Here is a 21,458-nt window from a genome sequence, read left to right on the forward strand (position 1 = left end):
GAATGACCTCGCACGAAATAAGAAAAGCATTTCTTGACTTCTTTAGCTCTAGAGAACACTTGGTGGTTCCTTCTGCTCCATTGGTGGCAAAGAACGATCCTACTTTAATGTTCTATAATTCTGGAATGGCACAGTTTAAAGACTACTTTTTAGGTAACGCCACACCACCGTCAAAAAGAATCACAGATACTCAAAAGTGTTTGCGTGTTAGCGGAAAACATAACGACTTGGAAGAAGTAGGTTTTGACACCTACCACCACACCATGTTTGAGATGCTTGGAAACTGGTCTTTTGGAGACTATTTCAAAAAGCAATCATTAAATTGGAGTTGGGAGCTTTTGACAGAAGTTTATAAACTGCCTAAAGACAGAATATACGTTTCTGTTTTTGAAGGAAACGAAGCCGACGGTGTTCCGTTTGACCAAGAAGCTTTTGACATTTGGAAAGAGATTTTAGGCTCCGACGAAAGAATTATCTTCGGAGATAAAAAGGACAACTTCTGGGAAATGGGTGATGTGGGACCTTGCGGACCATGTTCTGAAATTCACATAGACTTGAGAGAGCAGTCAGAAGTAGATAAAATCTCAGGTAAAGAATTGGTGAATGCAGACCATCCACAAGTAGTGGAAATTTGGAACAATGTATTCATGCAGTTTGAGCGTAAAGCCGACGGGTCGCTTATTGCCTTGGAAAACAAATGCATTGATACCGGAATGGGCTTTGAGCGTCTTTGTATGGCCATTCAAGGAAAACAATCCAACTATGATACCGACCTTTTCCAAAATACCATTCATGTTTTAGAGGAAATGAGCGGTCTGAAATATGGCGTTAATGGCACTTTGAATTCAGACAGCTACAGCGATGTGGCCATGAGAGTTATAGCCGACCATATTAGAGCCGTAGCTTTTGCTATTTCTGATGGTCAGTTGCCATCTAATACTGGAGCTGGATATGTTATAAGAAGGATTTTAAGAAGAGCCATTCGTTATGGTTACTCTTATTTGAACTTCAAAGAGCCTTTCATGTGTCAGCTGGTGCCTGTTTTGGCTAAGCAATTTGAAGACGTATTCCCTGAGCTAAAATCTCAGGAAGAATTTGTCAAAAAAGTGATTGAGGAAGAAGAGAAAACCTTCTTAAGAACTTTGGAACTTGGACTAAAAAGACTCGATGTTATTTTTAGCGAAGGTTCTGATGAAAAAACGATTGGAGGTAAAACTGTATTTGAACTGTCAGACACCTTTGGTTTTCCAGTAGATTTAACCGCTCTAATAGCCAAAGAAAAAGGTTTTGACATTGACGAAGCCGGTTTCAAAGCAGAACTAGAAAAGCAAAAAGCAAGAAGCCGTAAAGATGCCACCAAGGAAGCGGCGGATTGGATAACCGTAAACGAACTGGATAATCCAGAATATATTGGTTATGACCACGAAGCTGCTATAACCAAGTTAGTTCAATACAGAAAAGTTAAAACTAAGAAAGGTAGTGAGTATCAGATAATTTTAGAAAAAACACCTTTCTACGCCGAAATGGGTGGCCAGGTGGGTGATACAGGTATTATAGAACTAAGGACACCACATCATGCTTTCAAAATTGATATTGTTGACTGTCAATTAGAAGCTGGATTGCATGTACATATTGCATTAAAAGCTCCTTTTGAGGACATTTCTCATGAAGACCTAAAGGCAGCCGAAATTACAGCTAGCATTAATAGTGAAAGGCATAGTAATATAAAAAAAAACCATACCGCTACGCATTTGATGCTTTCTGCTCTTAAACATGTTTTGGGCGATCATATTGTACAGCGTGGTTCTTATCAAAATGATGAATTGACTCGTTTTGACTTCTCACACTTTTCAAAAGTGACCGATGAAGAGTTAAAACAAGTAGAAGACATTGTCAATCAAAAAATTAGAGAAAACATTGCTCTAGATGAGCGTAGAAATGTGCCGATTGACGAAGCCATGAAATTAGGTGCCACAGCTACCTTTGGTGAGAAATATGGCGATTTTGTAAGAGTCATCATCTTTGACCCTAAATATTCCTTGGAACTATGTGGGGGTTCTCACGTAAGTTCTACTGGGGAGATTGGTCTTTTCAAATTCACCACGGAAGGTTCTGTATCTGCTGGAGTAAGGCGTATTGAGGCCATCACGGGTATTAGAGCCCTGGAGAAAATGCGGGAGCAAGAGGCCACAATAAATAATTTGAAAGAATTATTGAAAGGTTCTACAGACGTGGTAGCTTCTGTAAAAACATTATTGGAAGAAAAATCAGCTTTACAGAAAAAAGTAGATGGTCTAGAAAACGAGAAGCTTCAAGGTGTTAAAGTAGCATTGCTTCAAAAAGTTGAAACTATTGACGGAGTTCAGGTCATAGCCGCAAAAGTGAATGTCCCAAATGCAGACGGACTGAAACAACTGGCTTATGACCTTAAAGCTAAAATGAACAATGCATTCATCGTTTTGGGTGCAGAGATTAGCGAAAAGCCTTTACTGGCTGTCATCATTGATGAAGAGCTAATGAAAGCCAAAAGCTTACATGCGGGTAATATTGTGAAAGAAGCAGCCAAAGAAATGCGTGGCGGTGGTGGTGGTCAACCACATTTTGCTACTGCCGGTGGAAGTGATGTTGGTGGATTAGATAAAGCAATAACTAAAGCAAAAAGTTTTATACTGTAAAATCTGTTTAATAATGGAAGACGTTAAATTCAGGACAGCTAATACAGATGATCTTGAAACGCTCTTGGAATTTGAGCAAGGTATTGTAAAAGCTGAAAGGCCGTTCAATAGCACGCTAAAAGAAGGTCATATCAATTATTATGACCTGAAAGCCATTATTGAAGCTGATGATTCTGAAGTTATTGTTGGAACTATTGATAAGGAAATAGTTTGTTCGGCTAGTGTCTTAATTAAAGATGCCAAGCCATATCTTAAACATGAAAAGTATGCCTACCTCGGTTTCATGTTTGTAAAACCAGCGTTTAGAGGAAGGGGTCTTAATAATGGCATTATAGCAGAGCTGAAAAATTGGGCGAAAGCCAAAGGCTTGTCAGAGGCCAGACTAACCGTTTATACTGAAAACGAAGCTGCTATAAAAGCTTATGAAAAAGCAGGTTTTGAGAAACTCCTTGTAGAAATGAGACTCGGCCTGGACTAAATTAATATGATATGAAATTACTAGTGATTGGAGCCGGAAATATGGGTTTGACTTATGCCAAAGCCATAAACGATTTCGGAATTTTAGGAGATGACAAAATCATGATTCTGGACAAAAGCCCAGAAAAACTGGCGGAACTAAGAGCAGACGGTGTTTTTGAAGTTTTCGAAGAATTGCCAGATTGTGTACCACAGGCACAGATGATTATGGTGGCCGTAAAGCCGCAACATAAAGATGGCCTTTTTGAAGAAATGAAACCTCTTTTAAAAGCTGACGCTTTGATTATATCCGTGATGGCAGGTGTTACCATTGAAAGCATGCAAAATGCTTTGGGTCTTTCTAAAGTGGTGCGAGCTATGCCTAATTTGCCTGCACAGCTAGGTTTAGGTATGACCACCTATTTCGCTGACAAATCTGTTTCTGAAGAAGAGCAAGAGCTCATGGGGAAACTATTGGGCTCTACAGGTAAATCTTTAAAACTAGACAAAGAAGACGGCATTAATACCTCCACAGCCATTCACGGAAGTGGGCCTGCCTATATTTTCTATTTCATGCAAGCCATGATGGATGCCGCAGAACATTATGGTTATGATGAAGCTACCGCAAAATTGTTAGTTACACAGACTTTTGAAGGTGCTGTGCAACAATATAAAGAAGGGACTTTCACGCCTACTGAATGGATGGACAGAGTGGCCTCTAAAGGTGGAACAACCCGTGCCGCTCTTAATAAATTTGATGAGGAAAACGTGAGAGAAGGCATTAAGAAAGGAGCTATTGCTTGTTATGACAGAGCTATTGAGTTAAGCAAGATTTAGTGTTAGATTTTAGATACTAAAATCTAGATATCAGACAGTAGACTTTATACAAAAAACATGGTTTCTTTTTGGAGACCATGTTTTTTTTATGCTCTAGCATGTGAGCGAAACTCATCTCGGAACAAGCATTTATTTTGTAGATTTATCAGATAAAAGTCAAACATGAAGACATACAAATCTGAAATTAGCTGGGGACTGGCTGTTCCCTTAGCAGTAGTTTTATTAGGCTCTCTGGTAATGACCATAATGGTCAAAAATTGGCCAGCAATCCTTGTCATGCTGCTGACATGTGCCTTCATTTTTCATATTTACTCCAGTACTTCTTATCGCGTTTCAGAAGCTAACCTTATTATCAAATCAAGTTTCCTAGTAAACATCGACATTCCAATAGCCTCCATAAAAAGTATCAAACCGAGCAGAAGCCTATTAAGCTCCCCTGCCCTTTCGCTTGACAGGTTAGAAGTTTCTTACAGCAACTATGGTTCTGTATTAATTTCGCCAAAAGAACGAGCCTTATTCCTAAGGAATCTGAAACAAATTAATCCTGAAATAGAAATTTTAGCCTGATACTTAGATAACCTAAAGCCGCCATATGGCTTACACTACATTTGGCTAACACATCATCACAATCAGTACTTTAAACCCCAAAAGGCGTTTATAGCATATTCTTATATATAATTATTTCAATACTTAGAAGTATTTTATGGTTCATTTTTCACCGTATAATAAATAGCATTTTGAGATCTTTCAGAAAGTGACCAGATTTACATGGTCGTTATAGCCTGATGACCAACACTTAAAATCAACAAAAAAAGTATTTTTAGTTTCTCTCTAGACCCAGAGGAAATTGGAATAATCTGTAAATAAGCCCTTTGTCACACAAAGGTATGGGCTAAAACTAAAACTATGCTAACACTTTATAAATGCAGCAACGATCAATTGCTTTATTGGGAAACATGGGACAGCGACTTTAATGCCGCCGTTGTTCACTGGGGTATAGTAGGAGAAGAAGGAAAGCAAAAAGAGGTAAAAAGCACCCTTTTTACCAACTACAAAAAAGTAATTAGAAAACAAATTGATGAAAAACTTAAGGAGGGTTTTATAGAGTTTTCGGAATTCAATATTTCATATCTAGAAATCGTATACAAAATTGAAGGATTAGGTACCGAGTATGACTTAGACAAGAAACACGCTCTAGAAAAAAAACTAGGCCTAATATTAAAAACTACTGGATTAGGCCAAATAAGTCTAGGAAACATGGGAGCAGGAATTATGACGGTCAATTGTATCGTTATTGATTTTGAAATAGCCAAAGATGTGATAGTTCAAGCCCTGAATAATACAGATTTTGAAGACTATTCCGCAATAACCAGGGTAGAGCTAGAATAGCCAGTAAACTTGAAACTCATTTCAATTGAGATTTTAAAATGTAAAGTCAAATAAGCTTTAAGTACCACCATAATTAAACCCACTTTATGCATTAGGCAATCTCCCGATTTTATCGGGAGCGTAGCTAAATTGCTTCAGATCAGCACACTCCGTCAGACTCAGTGCAGGCGTAAACCGATTTAAACTCAATCACCATAGCCTTCTATATTAGCTCAGGGTAAACGCTATGCTCATTTCCTTTAATGGTCTGATTTATTGTATTTTAAAACTCATAACGATTCTCCTCACCCATAATCCGAGTTAAAAATAAGTACAACTAGACCTGCACCCTATTTTTAGACCTAAACGCTTCTAGTGATTTTAGAATGTGAGTTCGCATATGAACCTCAGCCATTTCAGGATTCTTTTCTTCCATGCTCGCAATAATAGACAAGTGTTCTTTTAGCGTTTGCTCTGGTTTCCGTAAAAGTCCTGCTTGAAAAGCCTTCAAATGCACATTACTAAGCATTTCCAATTGGGCTATGACTTTATTACCACTCCATTCTAGAATGTATGCATGAAATTTTCTATCCGCCTCAGCGTAGGTTTCCGAATCTATGTTAGATACTCCTATAAAAGGTTTAAAACACGCCTTTAGTTTTAGGATTTGCGATGCATCAATGTGCTCTGTAGTCAGTCTTGCAGACAAACCTTCCAAAACAGCCCTGCATTCAAAAATATCAATCAGCTCATTAATATCAATAGACTTTACAAAAATCCCACGCCTTGGAATACTCTCCACAAGCATTTCATTTTGCAATCTATGTAATGCCTTCAAAAGAGGACTCCTGCTTATACCCAATTGTGCAGAGATTTTCTCTTGAATGATTTTTTCACCTGGCTTTAACCTTTGGTCAAAAATCATCTGTTTCACCTCCGAATAAATACGGTCTACTAATTCTAAGTGCTCCACGTTAAAAGGTACGGTTTCTAATTAAGGACGCAAATTACATCTTTTCAAAAAATATCAAATTGTATTTTGAATTCAAAATACAAAAACATAGGTTTGTCACACGATATCCGGAAGAGATAACATCTTCTTAAGTTCTAAATGTCAAATTAAATAATGAAAAATTACAAAATAGCTGCCGTCAATGGTGACGGTATTGGCAACGAAATAGTACCTGCGGGAATGGAGTTATTGCAAGCTGTAGCTCAAAAGCATGGTTTCACTATCACTTCAGACACTTATCATTTTGGTGCGGAGCACTATAAAAAACATGGTTGTTTCTTACCTGAAGATGGTTTAGAGACCATGAAAAAGTACGATGCCATTTATTTTGGGGCTGTAGGACTTCCAGAAGTTGATGATACACTTCCTTTTAAATTGTTTACTAATTACATCAGAACGCAGTTTAAACAATACGTAAACCTTAGACCTGTTCACCTTTGGGATGGCATTGCTAGTCCATTGGCTAATAAAGGTAAAGAGGATATTGATTTTGTAATTATCCGTGAGAATAATGAAGGTGAGTTTGTGCAGAGTGGTCGTCAAATGTATGCAGACAGCCCAGAGGGTTTTGCGACAGACACCAGCATTTTCACTAGAGCAGGTACCACTAGAGTAGCACATTATGCATTCCAATTGGCTCAAAAAAGAAGAAAACACCTGACTAACGTTACCAAATCAAACACATTGATTCATTCCTTAGCTTATTGGGATAGAGTTATTGAAGAAGTGGCGAAGGAATACCCAGATGTGGTGTATAGAAAAATGTACGTAGATAATGCTTCTGCTAGCTTCGTGCTACATCCTGAGTACTTTGACGTTATTCTTACCACCAACATGATTGGGGATATTCTTTCTGATTTAGGTGGTGCCATCATGGGAAGTTTAGGTTTAGGAGGCTCTGGAAATATTAATCCAGAAGGAGATTTCCCTTCAATGTTTGAGCCTATCCATGGTTCTGCTCCAGATATCGCTGGACAAAACATCGCTAACCCAATTGGTCAGTTTTGGTCTGCAGCTTTAATGCTGGAGCATTTAGGAGAAGCGGATGCAGCGGCTGACTTAATGAAAGCCATTCATACGATGACAGCCTCTGGTTTAAAAACCAAAGACTTAGGAGGCAATACCTCTACCCAAGAAATGACCAAAGCAACGATAGCAGCTTTAAACGCATAAATGTTTGACCCTAGCAAATATATTATCCATGACCTCACGCATACGCTTGACGAGAAAATAGCGGGCTATTCAGAGAAACCTGCTCGTACGCTCTCTAAGGATGGATGGAATGCCAAAACGCTGACTATCTATTCTCATGCGGGTACTCACATGGATGCTCCCTTTCATTTTGGTGTAAGTGAGCATACCATCGACCAATATCGTCCAGACGAATTTATGGGTAAGGCATGGATAATTGATGTTTCGGTAACACAGCCAAAACAGTTAATTGTTTTGGAAGATGTTCTCAGTCAGTTAAGTAATTTTCAAAGCGGTGATAGTTTGCTCATCAGAACACTGTGGTCAAAAAAATACGAGGACACCAATTTCAAACCAGACTTACCTAGAATAAATGAAGAACTGGCAAATTGGTGCGTAGAGCATAAAGTAAAGATGCTAGGCGTAGAACCTTTATCTGTAGCAGATGTGGAAGACCTAATCGAAGTCACCAAAATTCATCAAATCCTTTTGGGTGGTTATGTCACCATTATTGAGGGTTTGAATAAGCTAGATAGTATCAAATCGGAAAGTGTTTTTTTAATTGCATTGCCTTTAAAAATCAAAAACGGAGACGGTGCTCCTGCCAGAGTTATCGCTTTTGAAGAAAGATAAATTGAAACAAAACGATATTACATATCATCAACTCACTAAAAGCCTTAAGACTTCTCACTTTTCTTATTCAAAAGAGGAATTGAGTGCTAAAGTTCATGAGGCATTTGATGCCATTATAGTTTTAGACGATGACCCTACGGGTACCCAGACGGTGCATGACATTCCAGTGCTGACAGAATGGTCTAAAACCCTAATAGCAAACGAACTTTTAAACGGTACAAAGCTTTTCTATATTCTGACCAATTCTAGAGCATTAACGGCTCAAAAGGCTAAAATACTTGGTTTAGAAATAGCCAGAAACATAAAGCATGTACAAGACGAGCTTAACAAGAACTGTTTAGTGATTAGTAGGTCAGACAGTACTTTAAGAGGCCATTATCCTTTAGAAATAAACATTTTAAGCCAGGTATTCCAAAAAGAAAGGGGTGTTCATTTTATAGTTCCTGCTTTTTTTGAAGGCGGAAGGTACACCATTGACAATTTTCACTATGTACGCGAGGGTGAACAAATGATACCTGCCGCAAATACCCCCTTTGCTCAGGATAAAGTCTTTGGTTTTAAATCCAGCAACCTTAAAGAATGGATAAAAGAGAAATACAACGCGAAAATAGAAGATTCTCAAATTCACGCCATTTCTTTGGATGAATTACAAAACGTATCAAGTAGCCAAACCATAAAGAAAATTAATCAATTTCAGTCTGGCGATGTTTGTATTATCAATGCGGTCTCTTATGATGACCTTAATCAAGCCATCTATTGCATATTCTCATCCAATGTTTATCCATTCTTTAGGTCTGCGGCCTCATTAATTGCAGCTTTAGCTGGTCAAAAACCTAAACTAATAGCAGGCAAAGACTTGCCTCTAGATTCTAAAAATGGTGGTTTAACTGTTTTGGGCTCTTACGTACCAAAATCCACAAGTCAACTGGCTCATGTTTTAGAAAACGTCAAAATAGTATCTATCGAAGTTGACATCGAAAGGCTTTTGAAAGGAACTGGACCTAGTATTCAGAAATTTGCGGAGCAAGTTGATAGCCTTATCTCTGAAGGTAAAGATGTTATTTTATATACCAGTCGTAAACTGATAAGCTCTTCTGAAAAGGAGAATAATCTGAATATTGGCTCCGTGGTATCTACTTTTTTAACAGACATAGTAGCTGCACTAAAAGTTACCCCAAAGTACGTCATAGGTAAAGGTGGAATTACCTCTAGCGACTTAGCAGTCAAAAGTCTCGGAATAAAACGAGCATTGGTCATGGGGCAAATGATACCTGGCGTGCCCGTTTGGAAGACATTTGAAGGAAGTAAGTTTCCGTACATGCCATTTATAGTTTACCCAGGAAACGTAGGAGATGAATCTGGACTTAGTCAAGTTATTGAAATATTAAAAACGTAAGCATGAAATTTAAAGGAAGGCATTATGTGGTGGTAGGGATGTTTATTTTATCCCTCCTTTTGTACATTGACCGTGTATGCATTTCTGTGGCAAAAGACGCGATAGGTTCAGACCTTGGCTTAAGCGACAAAACCATGGGATGGGTACTTTCTTCCTTTGCTTTAGGCTACGCACTTTTCCAAATTCCATCTGGAAGGCTTGTAGACCGTTTAGGGCCTAGAATAGTTTTGACCAGTATCGTTTCTATTTGGTCTGTCTTTACAGCATTCACGGGAATGGCTTGGAATGCTGTTTCATTATTAACGGTAAGATTCCTATTTGGTGCAGGTGAAGCAGGAGCCTTCCCTAGTATGTCTAGAGCCGTTTTTTCTTGGATGCCTCTAAAAGAAAGAGGCTTGGTTTTAGGGCTTAACTTTTCAGGCTCACGAATTGGAGCTGCATTTGCCCTGCCTTTAGTAGCATGGCTTATCACCTCTTACGGCTGGAGAAACGCCTTTATTATTTTAGGAGTGGTGGGTATCGTTTGGGCCGTATTATGGTGGATGGCCTTCCGCGATTTACCAGAAGAACATGCTAAAATCAGCGATGCTGAAAAAGCCGAAATATTAGCAGGACGTCAGCAGGTAGACGAAACAGTATCGTCAAAAGTACCTTTGTGGGAGCTGCTAAAATCGAAGAATATGAAAATTGCCATCGTGCAGTATTTCAGTAGCAACTTCACTAATTTCTTTGCTTTGACGTGGCTCTTCCCGTATCTAAAAGAAACCTATTCCCTAAACACCATGGAAGCGGGTTGGTATGCCATAGCTCCATTTATAGCCGGTGCATTTGGCAACTGGATAGCCGGTGCCGCCATTGACCGCATTTATTCAAAAGGAAACTGGAACAAGTCGCGTAGCCTACCAGCTATTATAGGTTTTGGAATGGCAGCTGTCGGCTTAATAGGATGTAGTTTCATGACCACTCCCCTTTCGGCCGTTATCATGTTAAGTATTGCCATTTTGGGTGTAGATATGACCATATCTCCATCTTGGGCACTCTGTGTAGACATAGGCAAGAAAAGCTCTGGAGCAGCCTCTGCAACCATGAATATGGCTGGAAACATTGGCTCATTTCTTACCGCTCTTGCTTTTCCATATTTGGCAGCATGGACGGGTTCATCAGATTCTTTCTTTTACATAGCGGCCATTTTAAATGTAATAGCCATGTATCTATGGTCAAAAACCAAAGCAGACCAAGGTTTGGCTTATTAAAGTAATTAAGATTAAATGACACGTTTTAAAGTAGTATGTGTGGGTGCAGGGTATTTTTCAAAATACCACGTAGAAGCTTGGAAGAGAATGCCAGAGGTAGAGCTAGTGGCTATCTGCGACCTAGACATTACGAAGGCTCAGAGCCTCGCCGAACAATTTGACATAAAGCAGGTTTTTTCAACTACAAAGGAGCTTTATGAAAATTTAGCTTTTGATATACTGGATATTATTACGCCTCCTGCCACGCATCTAAACCTGTGTATGGAAGCTTCGGCTAAAGGAAAGCATATCATTTGTCAAAAGCCTTTATCCCCTAGTTTTGCAGAAGCTCAGGAGCTTATTACTGCCATGAATGTTGCTAAGACTAGATTCATGATTCATGAAAACTTTAGGTTTCAACCATGGTATAGAAAAATCAAAGAGCTGTTAGATGAGCAGGCAATTGGTGATGAGCTATTCTCTTTAAACCATAGAATGCGGATGGGAGATGGCTGGTCTGAAAACGCTTATGCTGAAAGGCAACCTTATTTCAGAAGTATGCCAAGGCTGCTTATTCATGAAACGGGTATACACTTTGTAGATGTTTTCCGTTTTCTGTTGGGTGATGTTAAAAGCATTTACTCAAGACTTAGGAAACTTAACAAGCATATTGCTGGCGAAGACTGCGGCTTAATTCTATTTGATTTTGAAAGTGGCTGCCAAGGCGTTTTTGATGGCAATCGTTTTAACGAATCAACAAGTAAAAACCCCAGATACACTTTTGGCGAAATGCTTATTGAAGGAAATGGCGGTTCTATAAGGCTTGAGCTCGATGGTTCCATTTTTATTCAAAAATTGGGTCAAGATGAAATCAAAATTGACTACAAGCATGAGGATAAAAACTTCGCTTCAGACTGTGTATACGCGACACAAAAACATTTCATTGATGCCTTAGTGTCAGGAAAAGAATTTGAAACCAATGCCAAAGACTATTTGAAAAACCTGCAAGTACAAGAAGCCATTTATCTGAGCTCAAAAACGAAACAAGAAATTGATATTTCGTCCAGTCATTTATAAAACCTCATATCAACTATTAATCTTTTTAAAAAGGTGCTAGTCGCCAAATAAATTCAACTCAAGTTAAATATAATTCAAATGAAAAAAACACTTTTAATACTTCTCCTTCCATTCATTATTTTTTCCTGTGCCGACTCCAAAAACAGTACTATTGCTAAGAAGAGTACTAAAGTAAGTATCTCAGGGAATCAATTTCTAATTAATGGTGAACTTACGCATAAGGGCCTCGTATATCAAGACCAAAAAATTGAAGGGTTGCTTTTTAACTCTCGCATGGTGCAAGGAATTTTCAATGACACCAATCCTGAGACAAAAGATAATTTTGTTTACCCAGATACTAAAACATGGGATGCTGACAGAAACACCAATGAGTTTATAGCCGCCATGCCTTCATGGAAAAACCATGGCTTGGATGCATTCACCCTAAACTTACAAGGCGGAAGTCCATTAGGTTACGGAAACAAAGGCTGGATAAACACCGCCTTTGATCCAAAAGGTGAGCTAAAAGCAGATTATATTACCAGACTGGAGCGTATTCTAAACAAGGCTGACGAACTAAACATGGTCGTTATTCTAGGTTACTTCTACTTTGGTCAAGACCAATTTTTAGAAGACGAAGCGGCAGTAATAAATGCCACAGATAATATTACCAAATGGATTTTAGAGCATGGATACACCAATGTTATCATTGAACTTAATAATGAAACGGACATTCAATACGACCACGAAATTTTGCAAACAGCAAGAATTCACGAATTGATAAAACGTGTACAAGACACCGAAATCAATGGACAAAAACTATTGGCAAGTACTTCTTTCTCTGGCGGGAAAGTACCGAGTCAAGAAGTAGCAGATATTGCCGACTTTATTTTAATTCACGGAAATGGAGTGGCAACACAAACCAAAATGCTTGGCTTTATTGAAAATGTAAAGGCTATAGTAAAAACGCCTAAGCCAATCGTGATAAACGAAGACGACCATTTTAACTTTGAGTCTGATACCTGCAATTTTGTTACTGCCACTAAGAACTATGTTTCTTGGGGTTATTTTGATTTCAGAATGGAAAATGAAGGCTTTGAAAACGGTTTCCAAAGTGTACCAGTTGACTGGGCTATTAGCTCAGAAAGAAAGAAATCTTTCTTCAATAAAATGAAAGAAATTACCCAAAAGTAGGTTTACTCTTCCAGTATACAAAAAGGCGATTTAGGTTTTACCTAGGTCGCCTTTCTGCTTATAAGACCTTTATCTAGAGCGACTAACAAGAAGAAAACACTTAACACTCCGTAAAAACTGTTTATGTATACCATTAAACAAGCGATTAAATGTATATTTTGACTCCGTTTGTTATAAAACTTATTCAACATTAATTTATGAAATCACTATCTCTACTATTCTTTTTCCTATTTATAAGCTCTTTAGGCAAGTCTCAGACTTATTCTGTAATAGCGAATATCAATGGAAACAATGAAGTGCCACCTACAGAGACCGAAGGATCGGGTAGTTTGACTGGAACATACGATGCTACCACCAATCAAATTACCATCAATGCCTCCTACGCTAACTTAACAGGAACGCTCACGGCTTCTCATTTGCACAAAGCTGCAGCAGGCATAAATGGCGGTGTTATCATTAATCTTAATCCAACCACCGGAAACTATTCAGGTACCATTGCTGGCACATTTTCGGTGTCAGAATCTGATGAGGCTGATCTTATTGCTGGAAACGTATACATCAATTTACATAGCAGTTCATTTGGCGGTGGTGAAATTAGAGGTCAACTGGCTTTAACGCTACCTCCTCCAGCTGCCAGCAAAGAACTAGAAGTGGCATCTGGCGATTTCTTTATAAAAGATAGCACAAGAGGTGTAATCATGAAATCTCCAAATGGCTCTTGCTTTAGAATACAAGTGAGTGATGCAGGTATTTTAACCGCGACACCATTAGCCTGTCCGTAGGAAAAGTATTTTAAGCAGAATAAATTTATCGTACCTTAACATTCAAAGGTTACAATGATATTTATCCCTAATTTTGCCTTTCAATTTATTTAGAAAATGGGCAATACAGAAAAGGTGAGTCAGGAGCAGGTGGATGAATGTTTGGCAGTTTTACAAAAACTAAATGCCAATACTACACAGATTATTGACATTCCTGAGGATAAACGCCTTGCTCTAATTAAGGCTGCCGGTTTATTTGCACTGCCAGATAAAGAAGAGCTTTCTCGAAGAAAAAAAGAGGCCAAAAAGATTTACAAACAGCGGTCAAAACAAAAAGACAAGGAAGCAAGAAAGACCACTGGAATACGCTCGGCTAGGGAAGCCAGTATTTTCACGGCTCCTACCATGGTAGCCCTAACGGGTAAAGAAACGCAGCAAGTAAAATTAGATTCTCCCAGACAATGCTACGTTTGCAAAGAGTCATTTGACGTTCTTCATCACTTTTACGACACCATGTGCCCTGACTGCGGCGATTTCAACTATGCCAAACGTTTTCAAACGGCAGACCTTACTGGGCAATTTGCTTTAGTCACAGGCTCTAGACTAAAAATAGGGTATCACATCACGCTTATTATGCTTCGTGCTGGTGCCACTGTGATAGCCACAACCCGTTTTCCTGTAGACTCTGCCATACGTTTTGCTAAAGAACCTGATTTTGCGGAATGGGGTGACCGTTTGAAAATTCATGGCCTAGACCTTAGACATATTCCTAGCGTGGAGATATTCTGTAATTTCATAGAACAGCGTTATCCTAGATTAGATATTCTGATTAACAATGCGGCTCAAACGGTAAGAAGACCAGCAGGTTTTTACCATCACATGATGGCCAATGAGCTTTTGCCAACAGATAAATTACCGCTTTTGGCTCAGAAACTACTATCAGACCATATATCTTGCCTAAGCGAACTAAGAACATTGAGCAGTAGCTTCTCTGACAAAGAACAAAAGAATTTGCCCGTAAGTTGGCATGGAAAACAACTCGGTATAGGCCTAAGTGCTTCCGCTCAGCTTTCGCAAATTCCGTATAGTATTGATGATTCCTTGCCAACGGATGAAGTTTTCCCTGTGGGGCAATTAGATGCCGATTTACAGCAGGTAGACCTAAGAAAAACAAATAGCTGGCGACTGAAACTCGGTGAAATTCATACCAACGAAATGTTGGAAGTTCAGTTGGTTAATTCTGTAGCTCCCTTTGTGCTTTGCAACCGTTTGGTCAATATCATGAAAAAAGAAAATACAGGCATGAAACATATTATCAATGTATCTGCCATGGAAGGTAAATTCCACAAATGGCATAAGGAAGATAGGCACCCACATACCAATATGGCCAAAGCGGCATTGAACATGATGACGCTTACTTCTTCTTCCGATTTTGCCAAATACGGCATCTATACCAATGCGGTAGATACGGGGTGGGTAACAGATGAAGACCCTGCTTTACTCGCAAAAAGAAAACAAGAACTGCATGATTTTCAACCTCCATTAGACATTGTAGACGGAGCCGCCAGAGTGCTGGACCCTCTCTTTGACGGTATTAATACAGGCAAGCATTGGTGTGGCAAATTCCTGAAAGATTATAAGCCTACGGACTGGTAATAGACAGAATACGTTGCCATCATAACTGAAATACCTTATTCAGCATATTTCAAATAGTCCAATCTCTTTAGAAAGTTGATCTGATTTAGGATTTTATTCTCTAATTTCCCTAGATTTCTTACTTAGAATAAAAAGAGCTATTTATATGCCTATAAAACTTTCTCTTTTTGCTTGTCTTGTCTTCTTTAATCTAACTGCTCTTGGACAAGTCAGTACGGAGTTAATTGACCAAAGTCAGGTATATGCTATTCATCCTACCGAAGAAGGGAAAATCTATTACATTACCCGATTAGAAAAAAGGATTTTTAAAAAATATAAAATCACAGCGTCCTTAAACCTTTTTGATGGGTACCATTCTTACGAACTTATAAACTTACCTGGTTCATTCCCTTCCTCGGTTCGTTTTACTATATATCCGTACAAAAAAAACAAACTGCTAATTTTCCATCCCGCCATTTCTAAAGAAGGAATTATAAACCTCTACATCTATGATATACTAACGAATTCCCTTAGTGAAGTAGGAGAAAAAACGATGGATATCAATGCCATTCATCCTTCAAGCCAAGGCCTTTTTTCGATTGGTAATTCAGAATCAGGTAAGACAAGTTTTTATGAATACCGTGATGGTCAACAGCATTTGTTGTTTGAAAAAACAGGTCGATATCAAAACATAGCACAGGCCAACGGACTTATTTACACTTTCAAAAACAAAAACGGTTTAGAGGTTTTTGACCTAATGGGAAAAAAGGTCAGAGAATTCAATAGTAGCAATATTCAAGTAGATGCACATCGCTATCAAATGCCGGATTTCTTTTTTGAAACAAAAGAAATTGTGGAAGGCAAACTGGTTATAAACTTTGAACATATTATTCCTTCTATACAAGTTCTAAATACAGAAACAGGGGATTTTGGAGCATTTAATGCTTCTCTAGGCGAAAATTATGGGCAATGGTACTCCGATAATCATGGAAACTCCGTTGTTCGTCAAACCGTAGGAAAAAACGCTTGTGACAATGACTTAACCTTCTATTTCAAATCAGAGAAAGGTAGATGTGTAGAACATAAACTGCCAAATACTCCGCTTTCATTAGCCTCTACGGACTTTGATAAAAATGTCTGGATAGGCCATGAAGGTGGCCTTTTCAAAGTTAGTTTTAAGAATAACTACGTTACAACTTTATTACGAGGTGCCAGTTTAAGAGCTATTTACCCACTAAACGACCAAGAAGTTTTGGTGGGCTCTGAGCATGATGGCCTTTTTCTTATTGACCGCCAAACGGGAAAAGCTAAGGCGTTTCTGGAGGAATTCAAGGAAGATGATATCTTCACACAGAACAGAGGCTTTTACAAAGACCAAAAAGAAAACATTTGGATTAGTAGTTTAAAGGGGTTTACAATATTCTCTGATGGATTTAAAAGTAAAGAAAGCATACCATTAGAGAACTTACGGAATGCATTCCGTATGGCAAATAAGTCTATTATAGCGGTTATTGATAAAAACTATTTGCTTAGTATAAACCCAATTAGTAGGACAAGAAAAGGCACCAGTGTTTATCCTTCATACGGCTATATTCAAAGCCAGATTACACTAAAAGATGAAAACAAAGCTTTACTTTTTGGCGATGGTGGTTTTTTGTTATACGATGATGTGGCTGGTTCCATAAGCATTATAGACACTACTACTAAAGACGTAATTTCTGGATATAAAGAAAGTGATGATATATTCTGGTTTGGGTATGAAAACGGAAAACTTAGCCAGAATAAATGGAATGGGGAGGATTTAAAAGAACTGGAGGCCTATAACTTAAATAGTGGAGTAGCCACCATCACACCGTCACCAGATGGTAAACTTTGGATTGCCACTTTCGAAGGTGTTGCAGTTTTTAACCCCATCACAAAAGGTTTTAGCTTTCTGGATAAATCCAGTTTAAGTCACCCAGAAAGTAACCGATTTTCATCTTTTTACGATGAGGCCTACCACAAAATGTACATTGGAACGGTGGACGGATTAAGTATTATTCAAACTGATAAATTTGAAAGCCAGAATTCAGCCTTTCAGTTGTTTTTCAGCAATATTTCACAAAGTCAAAAAGACCAAGAGGAATATGCAGAATCAAGTGCGTACTTTGAAGATAATATTAACCTAGAAATACCAGCACAACGAAGGTATTTGAGACTTCGGTATTCGGCCAGCTCAGCTGTAAACAATAAAAATCTGAATTATTTTTATCGAATAAATAATGGCTCATGGATAGACAATGGAAAACAAAACGAGCTATTATTCCCTTTTCTTGAATCTGGAAAGCATGAAATAGAGATATATGCCGAAAACTCCGAAAACACTAAAAGCTCAAATATCCTTAAAGCTAGCATTAACGTAGATTCCTTTTATTATCAAAAATGGTGGTTTATTTTGATACTAGTTTTGATTGCTATCAGCGTTATATACTATTGGTACAAAAGAATAAAAACGGAAAATAAAAGGCTAGAAATTACGGTAGCAGAACGTACAGATGAACTAAAAAAAGACAAAGAGACCATTGAAAGCCAAGCCCTGAAACTTAGCGAATTAGATGAGTTAAAAAATCAGTTTTTTGCCAACATTTCTCATGAGCTTCGCACGCCATTAACCCTTATTATATCCCCGCTGGAAAGACTATTGAAATCAAAAATCCCGGAAAAGGACATCCCAAAGCATTTGACCCTCATGCATGAGAATGGTCTAATCCTAAAAGACAGGATTGCGGAAATGCTGGAACTTAGCCGATTAACAGCCAACAAAGTTAAACTTAGTCGTCAAACTGTCTTTTTACCAGAATTACTAAAAAAGAATAGCCGAATATTCATTCCGCTAGCAGAAAAAAAGAACATTGATTATCAAATAGAAATAGATGTACCCGAGGTTTACTTAAAAATAGACGAACGGCGACTTGGCAAAATCATTCAGAACCTGCTATCCAATGCACTTAAATTTGCACCAGAATATGGACTCGTGAGATTTAAAGCAACTTTAAAGGATTCGGAACTACGTTTTTCGGTTAAGGATAACGGTATAGGGATAAGTGACGAAAATCAAGAGAAAATATTTGACCGTTTTTATCAAGTAAAACAAGACAACACCATGGCTAATCCTGGAACAGGAATAGGCCTAACCATGGTAAAAGAGTATTTAGATTTGATGAATGGGCAACTATACATAGAAAGTGAGGAAGGAAAAGGAAGTTTTTTTGAAGTTCTATTAAATGTTGAACTTACTGATTTTGAAAAGTTTGAAACCTTAGAGGAGAAACATTCTCAAAACTCTCTTGAAGAAACTCCACAACATGTAAAGAACCAGTCAAAACCGAATTTACTATTGGTGGAAGACAATCCTCAACTTAGAGCTTATGTAAAAAGCATTCTAGAAAAAGAGTATCAAATCATCGAGGCTGAAAACGGAGCAAAAGCTATTAAAATTCTGGAAAAGAATGTCCAGGTAGATTGTATTTTGTCAGATATCATGATGCCAGAGTTAGACGGTGTTGGACTGTTAAACCACGTAAGAAAAGACCCTAAGCTGCGTATCATTCCATTTGTCTTTCTTACTGCCAAGCATAATGAGCAAAGCAAGCTAGAAGCTTTCCGTATAGGTGTAGACGACTACTTGACTAAACCCTTTGACGAAGACGAGCTCGTTTTTAGATTACGAGCTGTTTATAAAAACTATTTAAACCGCTTAGCTGCTCACAAAGAAGATGAAAGCCAAGAGCCTGACTCTACCTTTGATTTTGCCCAAAACTTGGAATTCTTGGTTAAAACTCATTTAGGTAACGTAGAGTTTTCAACCACATTCTTGGCAGAAAAAATGAATTTAAGTCGAAGACATTTTATACGATTAGTAAAAAAAGAGATTGGTCTAAATCCACAAGAATACATTTCAGAGATACGCCTAAACGTGGCTCGACAACTGCTAGAAACCGAGAGTTTGCAATTGGAAGATGTAGTTCAAAAAGTGGGATTCCGTGAAGTAAGGTACTTCAAGAAACTTTATTTTAACCGATTTGGCACAAAGCTAAATTGAATCCGCCCCTCCTCAAGCACACCTTATCTAACTCACTACTAACTAGTTAAACCAACTGTCACAAATTTCCGGAGAAATGTCACATTTGTCCCACAGTTTTTCTATTGCCTCCTGCATAGCCCTACTACCTTTAATCTATATCAAAAACGATATTTAGAAAACGAGACGACTTAACCAATAAAGTCAAACCATTTTCTTTCATAATTCTGTAAAATGGGTTGCATCGAGATTGATATAGGAATTATATAGCCATGAATAAAACATTTACTTCTTAAACTATAGGAAAACCTATAGTCAAGTCTAGCTGATTGTTTTAGTCATATTCAAAAAAGACTTTTTTTTCAATAATAAAACTAAAAGAATCATGACAGGACATCTTGGAGAAATCAAAATAGTAGCTTTTAACTTTATCCCTACTAACTATGTGTTGTGTGATGGAAGAAGATTAAAGAAAACAAGTAATCATCAACTACACCTTATTGTAGGTGACAAATACACTTATGACAATAGCGATGATACTACCTTTGCCATACCTGATTTAAGAAATCGTTTTGTACTTCAACCTGAAACTAGTAACGGGTTGGGAGTAAAAAAGGGGGCTGATGAAATTGTTTTGTCTATGGAACAAATGCCAGAACACAACCATAATGTGTCATTAGAAGTAGACAATATAAGTGGAGGCAGTGAGCCCGTTATTTTGCCCAAAGGTGCTTTTCTGAATAATCAAGCTGGTGTTTTTAGTACAGAACCTTCTACGGATACCTTTTTGGCTGGTATCTCTCAAAACAATGTAGGAAATTCTGAGCCTGTAAAAATAAAAAATGCACATGTGAAAATGGTATATGCCATGTGTATTCAAAATGACCCTAATGAAGGTACTATTGGCGAAATTAAAATCTGGCCTAATGACAAAACAGATGGCAGCCTTGGTGCAATACCTAATGGCTGGAGACTCTGTAATGGAGATTTATTGGCAAGTTCCCAAAATTCAGCTTTGTATAGTATAATTGGCTACCATTATGGAGGAAGTATAGCTAGAAACGAATTCAAACTACCAGATTTCAGAAACCATTTTGCTACTGGAGTATTAAACTCTGAAAAAGTAGGTGCAACTGGCGGTAAAACCAACATTAGATTAGATAAAAATAATTTACCTCCACATAATCATTCTGTAAAATTAGGTGTAAATAATAATACAGATAGTACTCCCCACACACAATTACCTAACAATGCATTTATAAATAGTAATGCTGGACCATTTAGCGAGGAAGTTTCTGCTTTAGCCACTCTGGGAGGAATCTCTCAAGAAGACAAAGGGAGTTATGAAGATATTGATGTTACAAATTCTTCTTTAGGGCTAAATTACATTATTTGTACGGAAGGCATTTTCCCATCTGCAGGAAGGAACGGAGGTGGAGAGGGTGTATTAGGTGAAATTATATTATTCGCGGGGTTCCGAGCTCCATTTTCAAACTACACTTTATGTAGCGGGCAGAAAATAAGTATTTCGTCAAATCAGGCTTTGTTTAGTTTATTAGGCACCTCTTATGGCGGAAACGGAAGTTCAAATTTTGATTTACCTGATTTAAGAAATAAAATACCACTTTGTGTTTCTAAGCTTGTTGAAGTAGGTAAATCTGGCGGAGCTAATGCTATAAAACTAACTTCTGAAAACTTGCCTGCACATAATCATAATGTGCAATTAGCAGCTAACCATGGGGCAGATGGTAGAAGAGTAAATATTTCAGATGGTATTCTAAATAAAGATGCAGGTATGTTTAGTACCAAAGAATCTGAAAACACCTATTTAGCAGGTATAAAAGAGCATGAATTTGTGGGCGAAGAAATTGATATTCGAAACCCTTTTCTAGGTATCAATTATCTCATTTGTATCAATGGTACTTTCCCAATAAGACCTACCCACTAAAAGA

The 21,458-nt window shown here is 38.0% G+C and carries 16 protein-coding genes; 15 read left to right on the top strand and 1 reads right to left on the bottom strand.

The window, feature by feature from the left end; translation table 11 throughout:
* Nucleotides 1–2 precede the first annotated feature (2 nt).
* The 5 genes from alaS to ACSBFT_RS08850 all read left to right on the top strand — a co-directional run bounded on the left by alaS (nucleotide 3) and on the right by ACSBFT_RS08850 (nucleotide 5,357).
* Nucleotides 3–2,675 (top strand): alanine--tRNA ligase, encoded by a 2,673-nt coding sequence (alaS, locus tag ACSBFT_RS08830; protein ID WP_489604321.1) that lies wholly within the window; start codon nucleotides 3–5, stop codon nucleotides 2,673–2,675.
* A gap of 13 nt (nucleotides 2,676–2,688) precedes the next feature.
* Entirely contained in the window at nucleotides 2,689–3,153 is a 465-nt protein-coding gene (locus tag ACSBFT_RS08835) for a GNAT family N-acetyltransferase (RefSeq protein ID WP_463047514.1), read from the top strand.
* An 11-nt stretch (nucleotides 3,154–3,164) separates the two neighbouring features.
* A complete protein-coding gene (gene proC, locus ACSBFT_RS08840) occupies nucleotides 3,165–3,968 on the top strand; it encodes a pyrroline-5-carboxylate reductase (RefSeq protein WP_489604322.1) in 804 nt (267 codons plus the stop codon).
* A gap of 162 nt (nucleotides 3,969–4,130) precedes the next feature.
* Nucleotides 4,131–4,535: a PH domain-containing protein gene (locus ACSBFT_RS08845; RefSeq protein WP_489604323.1), complete on the top strand. Its 405-nt coding sequence runs from the start codon at nucleotides 4,131–4,133 to the stop codon at nucleotides 4,533–4,535.
* A gap of 339 nt (nucleotides 4,536–4,874) precedes the next feature.
* Entirely contained in the window at nucleotides 4,875–5,357 is a 483-nt protein-coding gene (locus tag ACSBFT_RS08850) for a hypothetical protein (protein WP_463047517.1), read from the top strand.
* 316 nt (nucleotides 5,358–5,673) lie between these two features.
* Here ACSBFT_RS08850 and ACSBFT_RS08855 read toward each other — a convergent pair whose 3' ends face one another.
* The gene (locus ACSBFT_RS08855; RefSeq protein WP_489604324.1) at nucleotides 5,674–6,309 is read right to left on the bottom strand and encodes a GntR family transcriptional regulator; all 636 of its coding nucleotides are present in this window, start codon (nucleotides 6,307–6,309) and stop codon (nucleotides 5,674–5,676) included.
* A gap of 153 nt (nucleotides 6,310–6,462) precedes the next feature.
* Here ACSBFT_RS08855 and ACSBFT_RS08860 point away from each other — a divergent pair, with 153 nt between their 5' ends.
* The 10 genes from ACSBFT_RS08860 to ACSBFT_RS08905 all read left to right on the top strand — a co-directional run bounded on the left by ACSBFT_RS08860 (nucleotide 6,463) and on the right by ACSBFT_RS08905 (nucleotide 21,454).
* On the top strand, nucleotides 6,463–7,521 hold the full coding sequence (locus ACSBFT_RS08860) for a tartrate dehydrogenase (protein WP_489604325.1): 1,059 nt from the start codon (nucleotides 6,463–6,465) through the stop codon (nucleotides 7,519–7,521).
* The gene (locus ACSBFT_RS08865) at nucleotides 7,522–8,172 is read left to right on the top strand and encodes a cyclase family protein (protein ID WP_489604326.1); all 651 of its coding nucleotides are present in this window, start codon (nucleotides 7,522–7,524) and stop codon (nucleotides 8,170–8,172) included.
* A 1-nt stretch (nucleotide 8,173) separates the two neighbouring features.
* A complete protein-coding gene (locus ACSBFT_RS08870; RefSeq protein ID WP_489604327.1) occupies nucleotides 8,174–9,568 on the top strand; it encodes a four-carbon acid sugar kinase family protein in 1,395 nt (464 codons plus the stop codon).
* A 2-nt stretch (nucleotides 9,569–9,570) separates the two neighbouring features.
* Nucleotides 9,571–10,821 (top strand): MFS transporter, encoded by a 1,251-nt coding sequence (locus ACSBFT_RS08875; RefSeq protein ID WP_489604328.1) that lies wholly within the window; start codon nucleotides 9,571–9,573, stop codon nucleotides 10,819–10,821.
* 15 nt (nucleotides 10,822–10,836) lie between these two features.
* On the top strand, nucleotides 10,837–11,877 hold the full coding sequence (locus tag ACSBFT_RS08880) for a Gfo/Idh/MocA family protein (RefSeq protein WP_489604329.1): 1,041 nt from the start codon (nucleotides 10,837–10,839) through the stop codon (nucleotides 11,875–11,877).
* A gap of 78 nt (nucleotides 11,878–11,955) precedes the next feature.
* Nucleotides 11,956–13,050, top strand: a complete 1,095-nt coding sequence (locus ACSBFT_RS08885) for a hypothetical protein (protein ID WP_489604330.1) — start codon at nucleotides 11,956–11,958, stop codon at nucleotides 13,048–13,050.
* A 197-nt stretch (nucleotides 13,051–13,247) separates the two neighbouring features.
* Nucleotides 13,248–13,832, top strand: coding sequence for a CHRD domain-containing protein (locus tag ACSBFT_RS08890; RefSeq protein ID WP_489604331.1), 585 nt, complete (start codon nucleotides 13,248–13,250; stop codon nucleotides 13,830–13,832).
* Between the two features lie 96 nt (nucleotides 13,833–13,928).
* Nucleotides 13,929–15,467 (top strand): SDR family NAD(P)-dependent oxidoreductase, encoded by a 1,539-nt coding sequence (locus ACSBFT_RS08895; RefSeq protein WP_489604332.1) that lies wholly within the window; start codon nucleotides 13,929–13,931, stop codon nucleotides 15,465–15,467.
* A 145-nt stretch (nucleotides 15,468–15,612) separates the two neighbouring features.
* Nucleotides 15,613–19,527: an ATP-binding protein gene (locus tag ACSBFT_RS08900; protein ID WP_489604333.1), complete on the top strand. Its 3,915-nt coding sequence runs from the start codon at nucleotides 15,613–15,615 to the stop codon at nucleotides 19,525–19,527.
* A gap of 364 nt (nucleotides 19,528–19,891) precedes the next feature.
* Nucleotides 19,892–21,454 (top strand): phage tail protein, encoded by a 1,563-nt coding sequence (locus tag ACSBFT_RS08905; protein WP_489604334.1) that lies wholly within the window; start codon nucleotides 19,892–19,894, stop codon nucleotides 21,452–21,454.
* Nucleotides 21,455–21,458: the final 4 nt, after the last annotated feature.

It is taken from the genome of Arcticibacterium sp. SM2516, assembly GCF_057914865.1.

Excerpts from the sequence above, each read along its gene's own strand:
- ACSBFT_RS08885 (WP_489604330.1), top strand. The coding sequence starts at position 11,956 with ATGAAAAAAACACTTTTAATACTTCTCCTTCCATTCATTATTTTTTCC.
- proC (WP_489604322.1), top strand. The coding sequence starts at position 3,165 with ATGAAATTACTAGTGATTGGAGCCGGAAATATGGGTTTGACTTATGCC.
- ACSBFT_RS08860 (WP_489604325.1), top strand. The coding sequence starts at position 6,463 with ATGAAAAATTACAAAATAGCTGCCGTCAATGGTGACGGTATTGGCAAC.
- ACSBFT_RS08875 (WP_489604328.1), top strand. The coding sequence starts at position 9,571 with ATGAAATTTAAAGGAAGGCATTATGTGGTGGTAGGGATGTTTATTTTA.
- alaS (WP_489604321.1), top strand. The coding sequence starts at position 3 with ATGACCTCGCACGAAATAAGAAAAGCATTTCTTGACTTCTTTAGCTCT.
- ACSBFT_RS08835 (WP_463047514.1), top strand. The coding sequence starts at position 2,689 with ATGGAAGACGTTAAATTCAGGACAGCTAATACAGATGATCTTGAAACG.
- ACSBFT_RS08880 (WP_489604329.1), top strand. The coding sequence starts at position 10,837 with ATGACACGTTTTAAAGTAGTATGTGTGGGTGCAGGGTATTTTTCAAAA.
- ACSBFT_RS08865 (WP_489604326.1), top strand. The coding sequence starts at position 7,522 with ATGTTTGACCCTAGCAAATATATTATCCATGACCTCACGCATACGCTT.
- ACSBFT_RS08895 (WP_489604332.1), top strand. The coding sequence starts at position 13,929 with ATGGGCAATACAGAAAAGGTGAGTCAGGAGCAGGTGGATGAATGTTTG.
- ACSBFT_RS08900 (WP_489604333.1), top strand. The coding sequence starts at position 15,613 with ATGCCTATAAAACTTTCTCTTTTTGCTTGTCTTGTCTTCTTTAATCTA.
- ACSBFT_RS08850 (WP_463047517.1), top strand. The coding sequence starts at position 4,875 with ATGCTAACACTTTATAAATGCAGCAACGATCAATTGCTTTATTGGGAA.
- ACSBFT_RS08905 (WP_489604334.1), top strand. The coding sequence starts at position 19,892 with ATGACAGGACATCTTGGAGAAATCAAAATAGTAGCTTTTAACTTTATC.
- ACSBFT_RS08890 (WP_489604331.1), top strand. The coding sequence starts at position 13,248 with ATGAAATCACTATCTCTACTATTCTTTTTCCTATTTATAAGCTCTTTA.
- ACSBFT_RS08845 (WP_489604323.1), top strand. The coding sequence starts at position 4,131 with ATGAAGACATACAAATCTGAAATTAGCTGGGGACTGGCTGTTCCCTTA.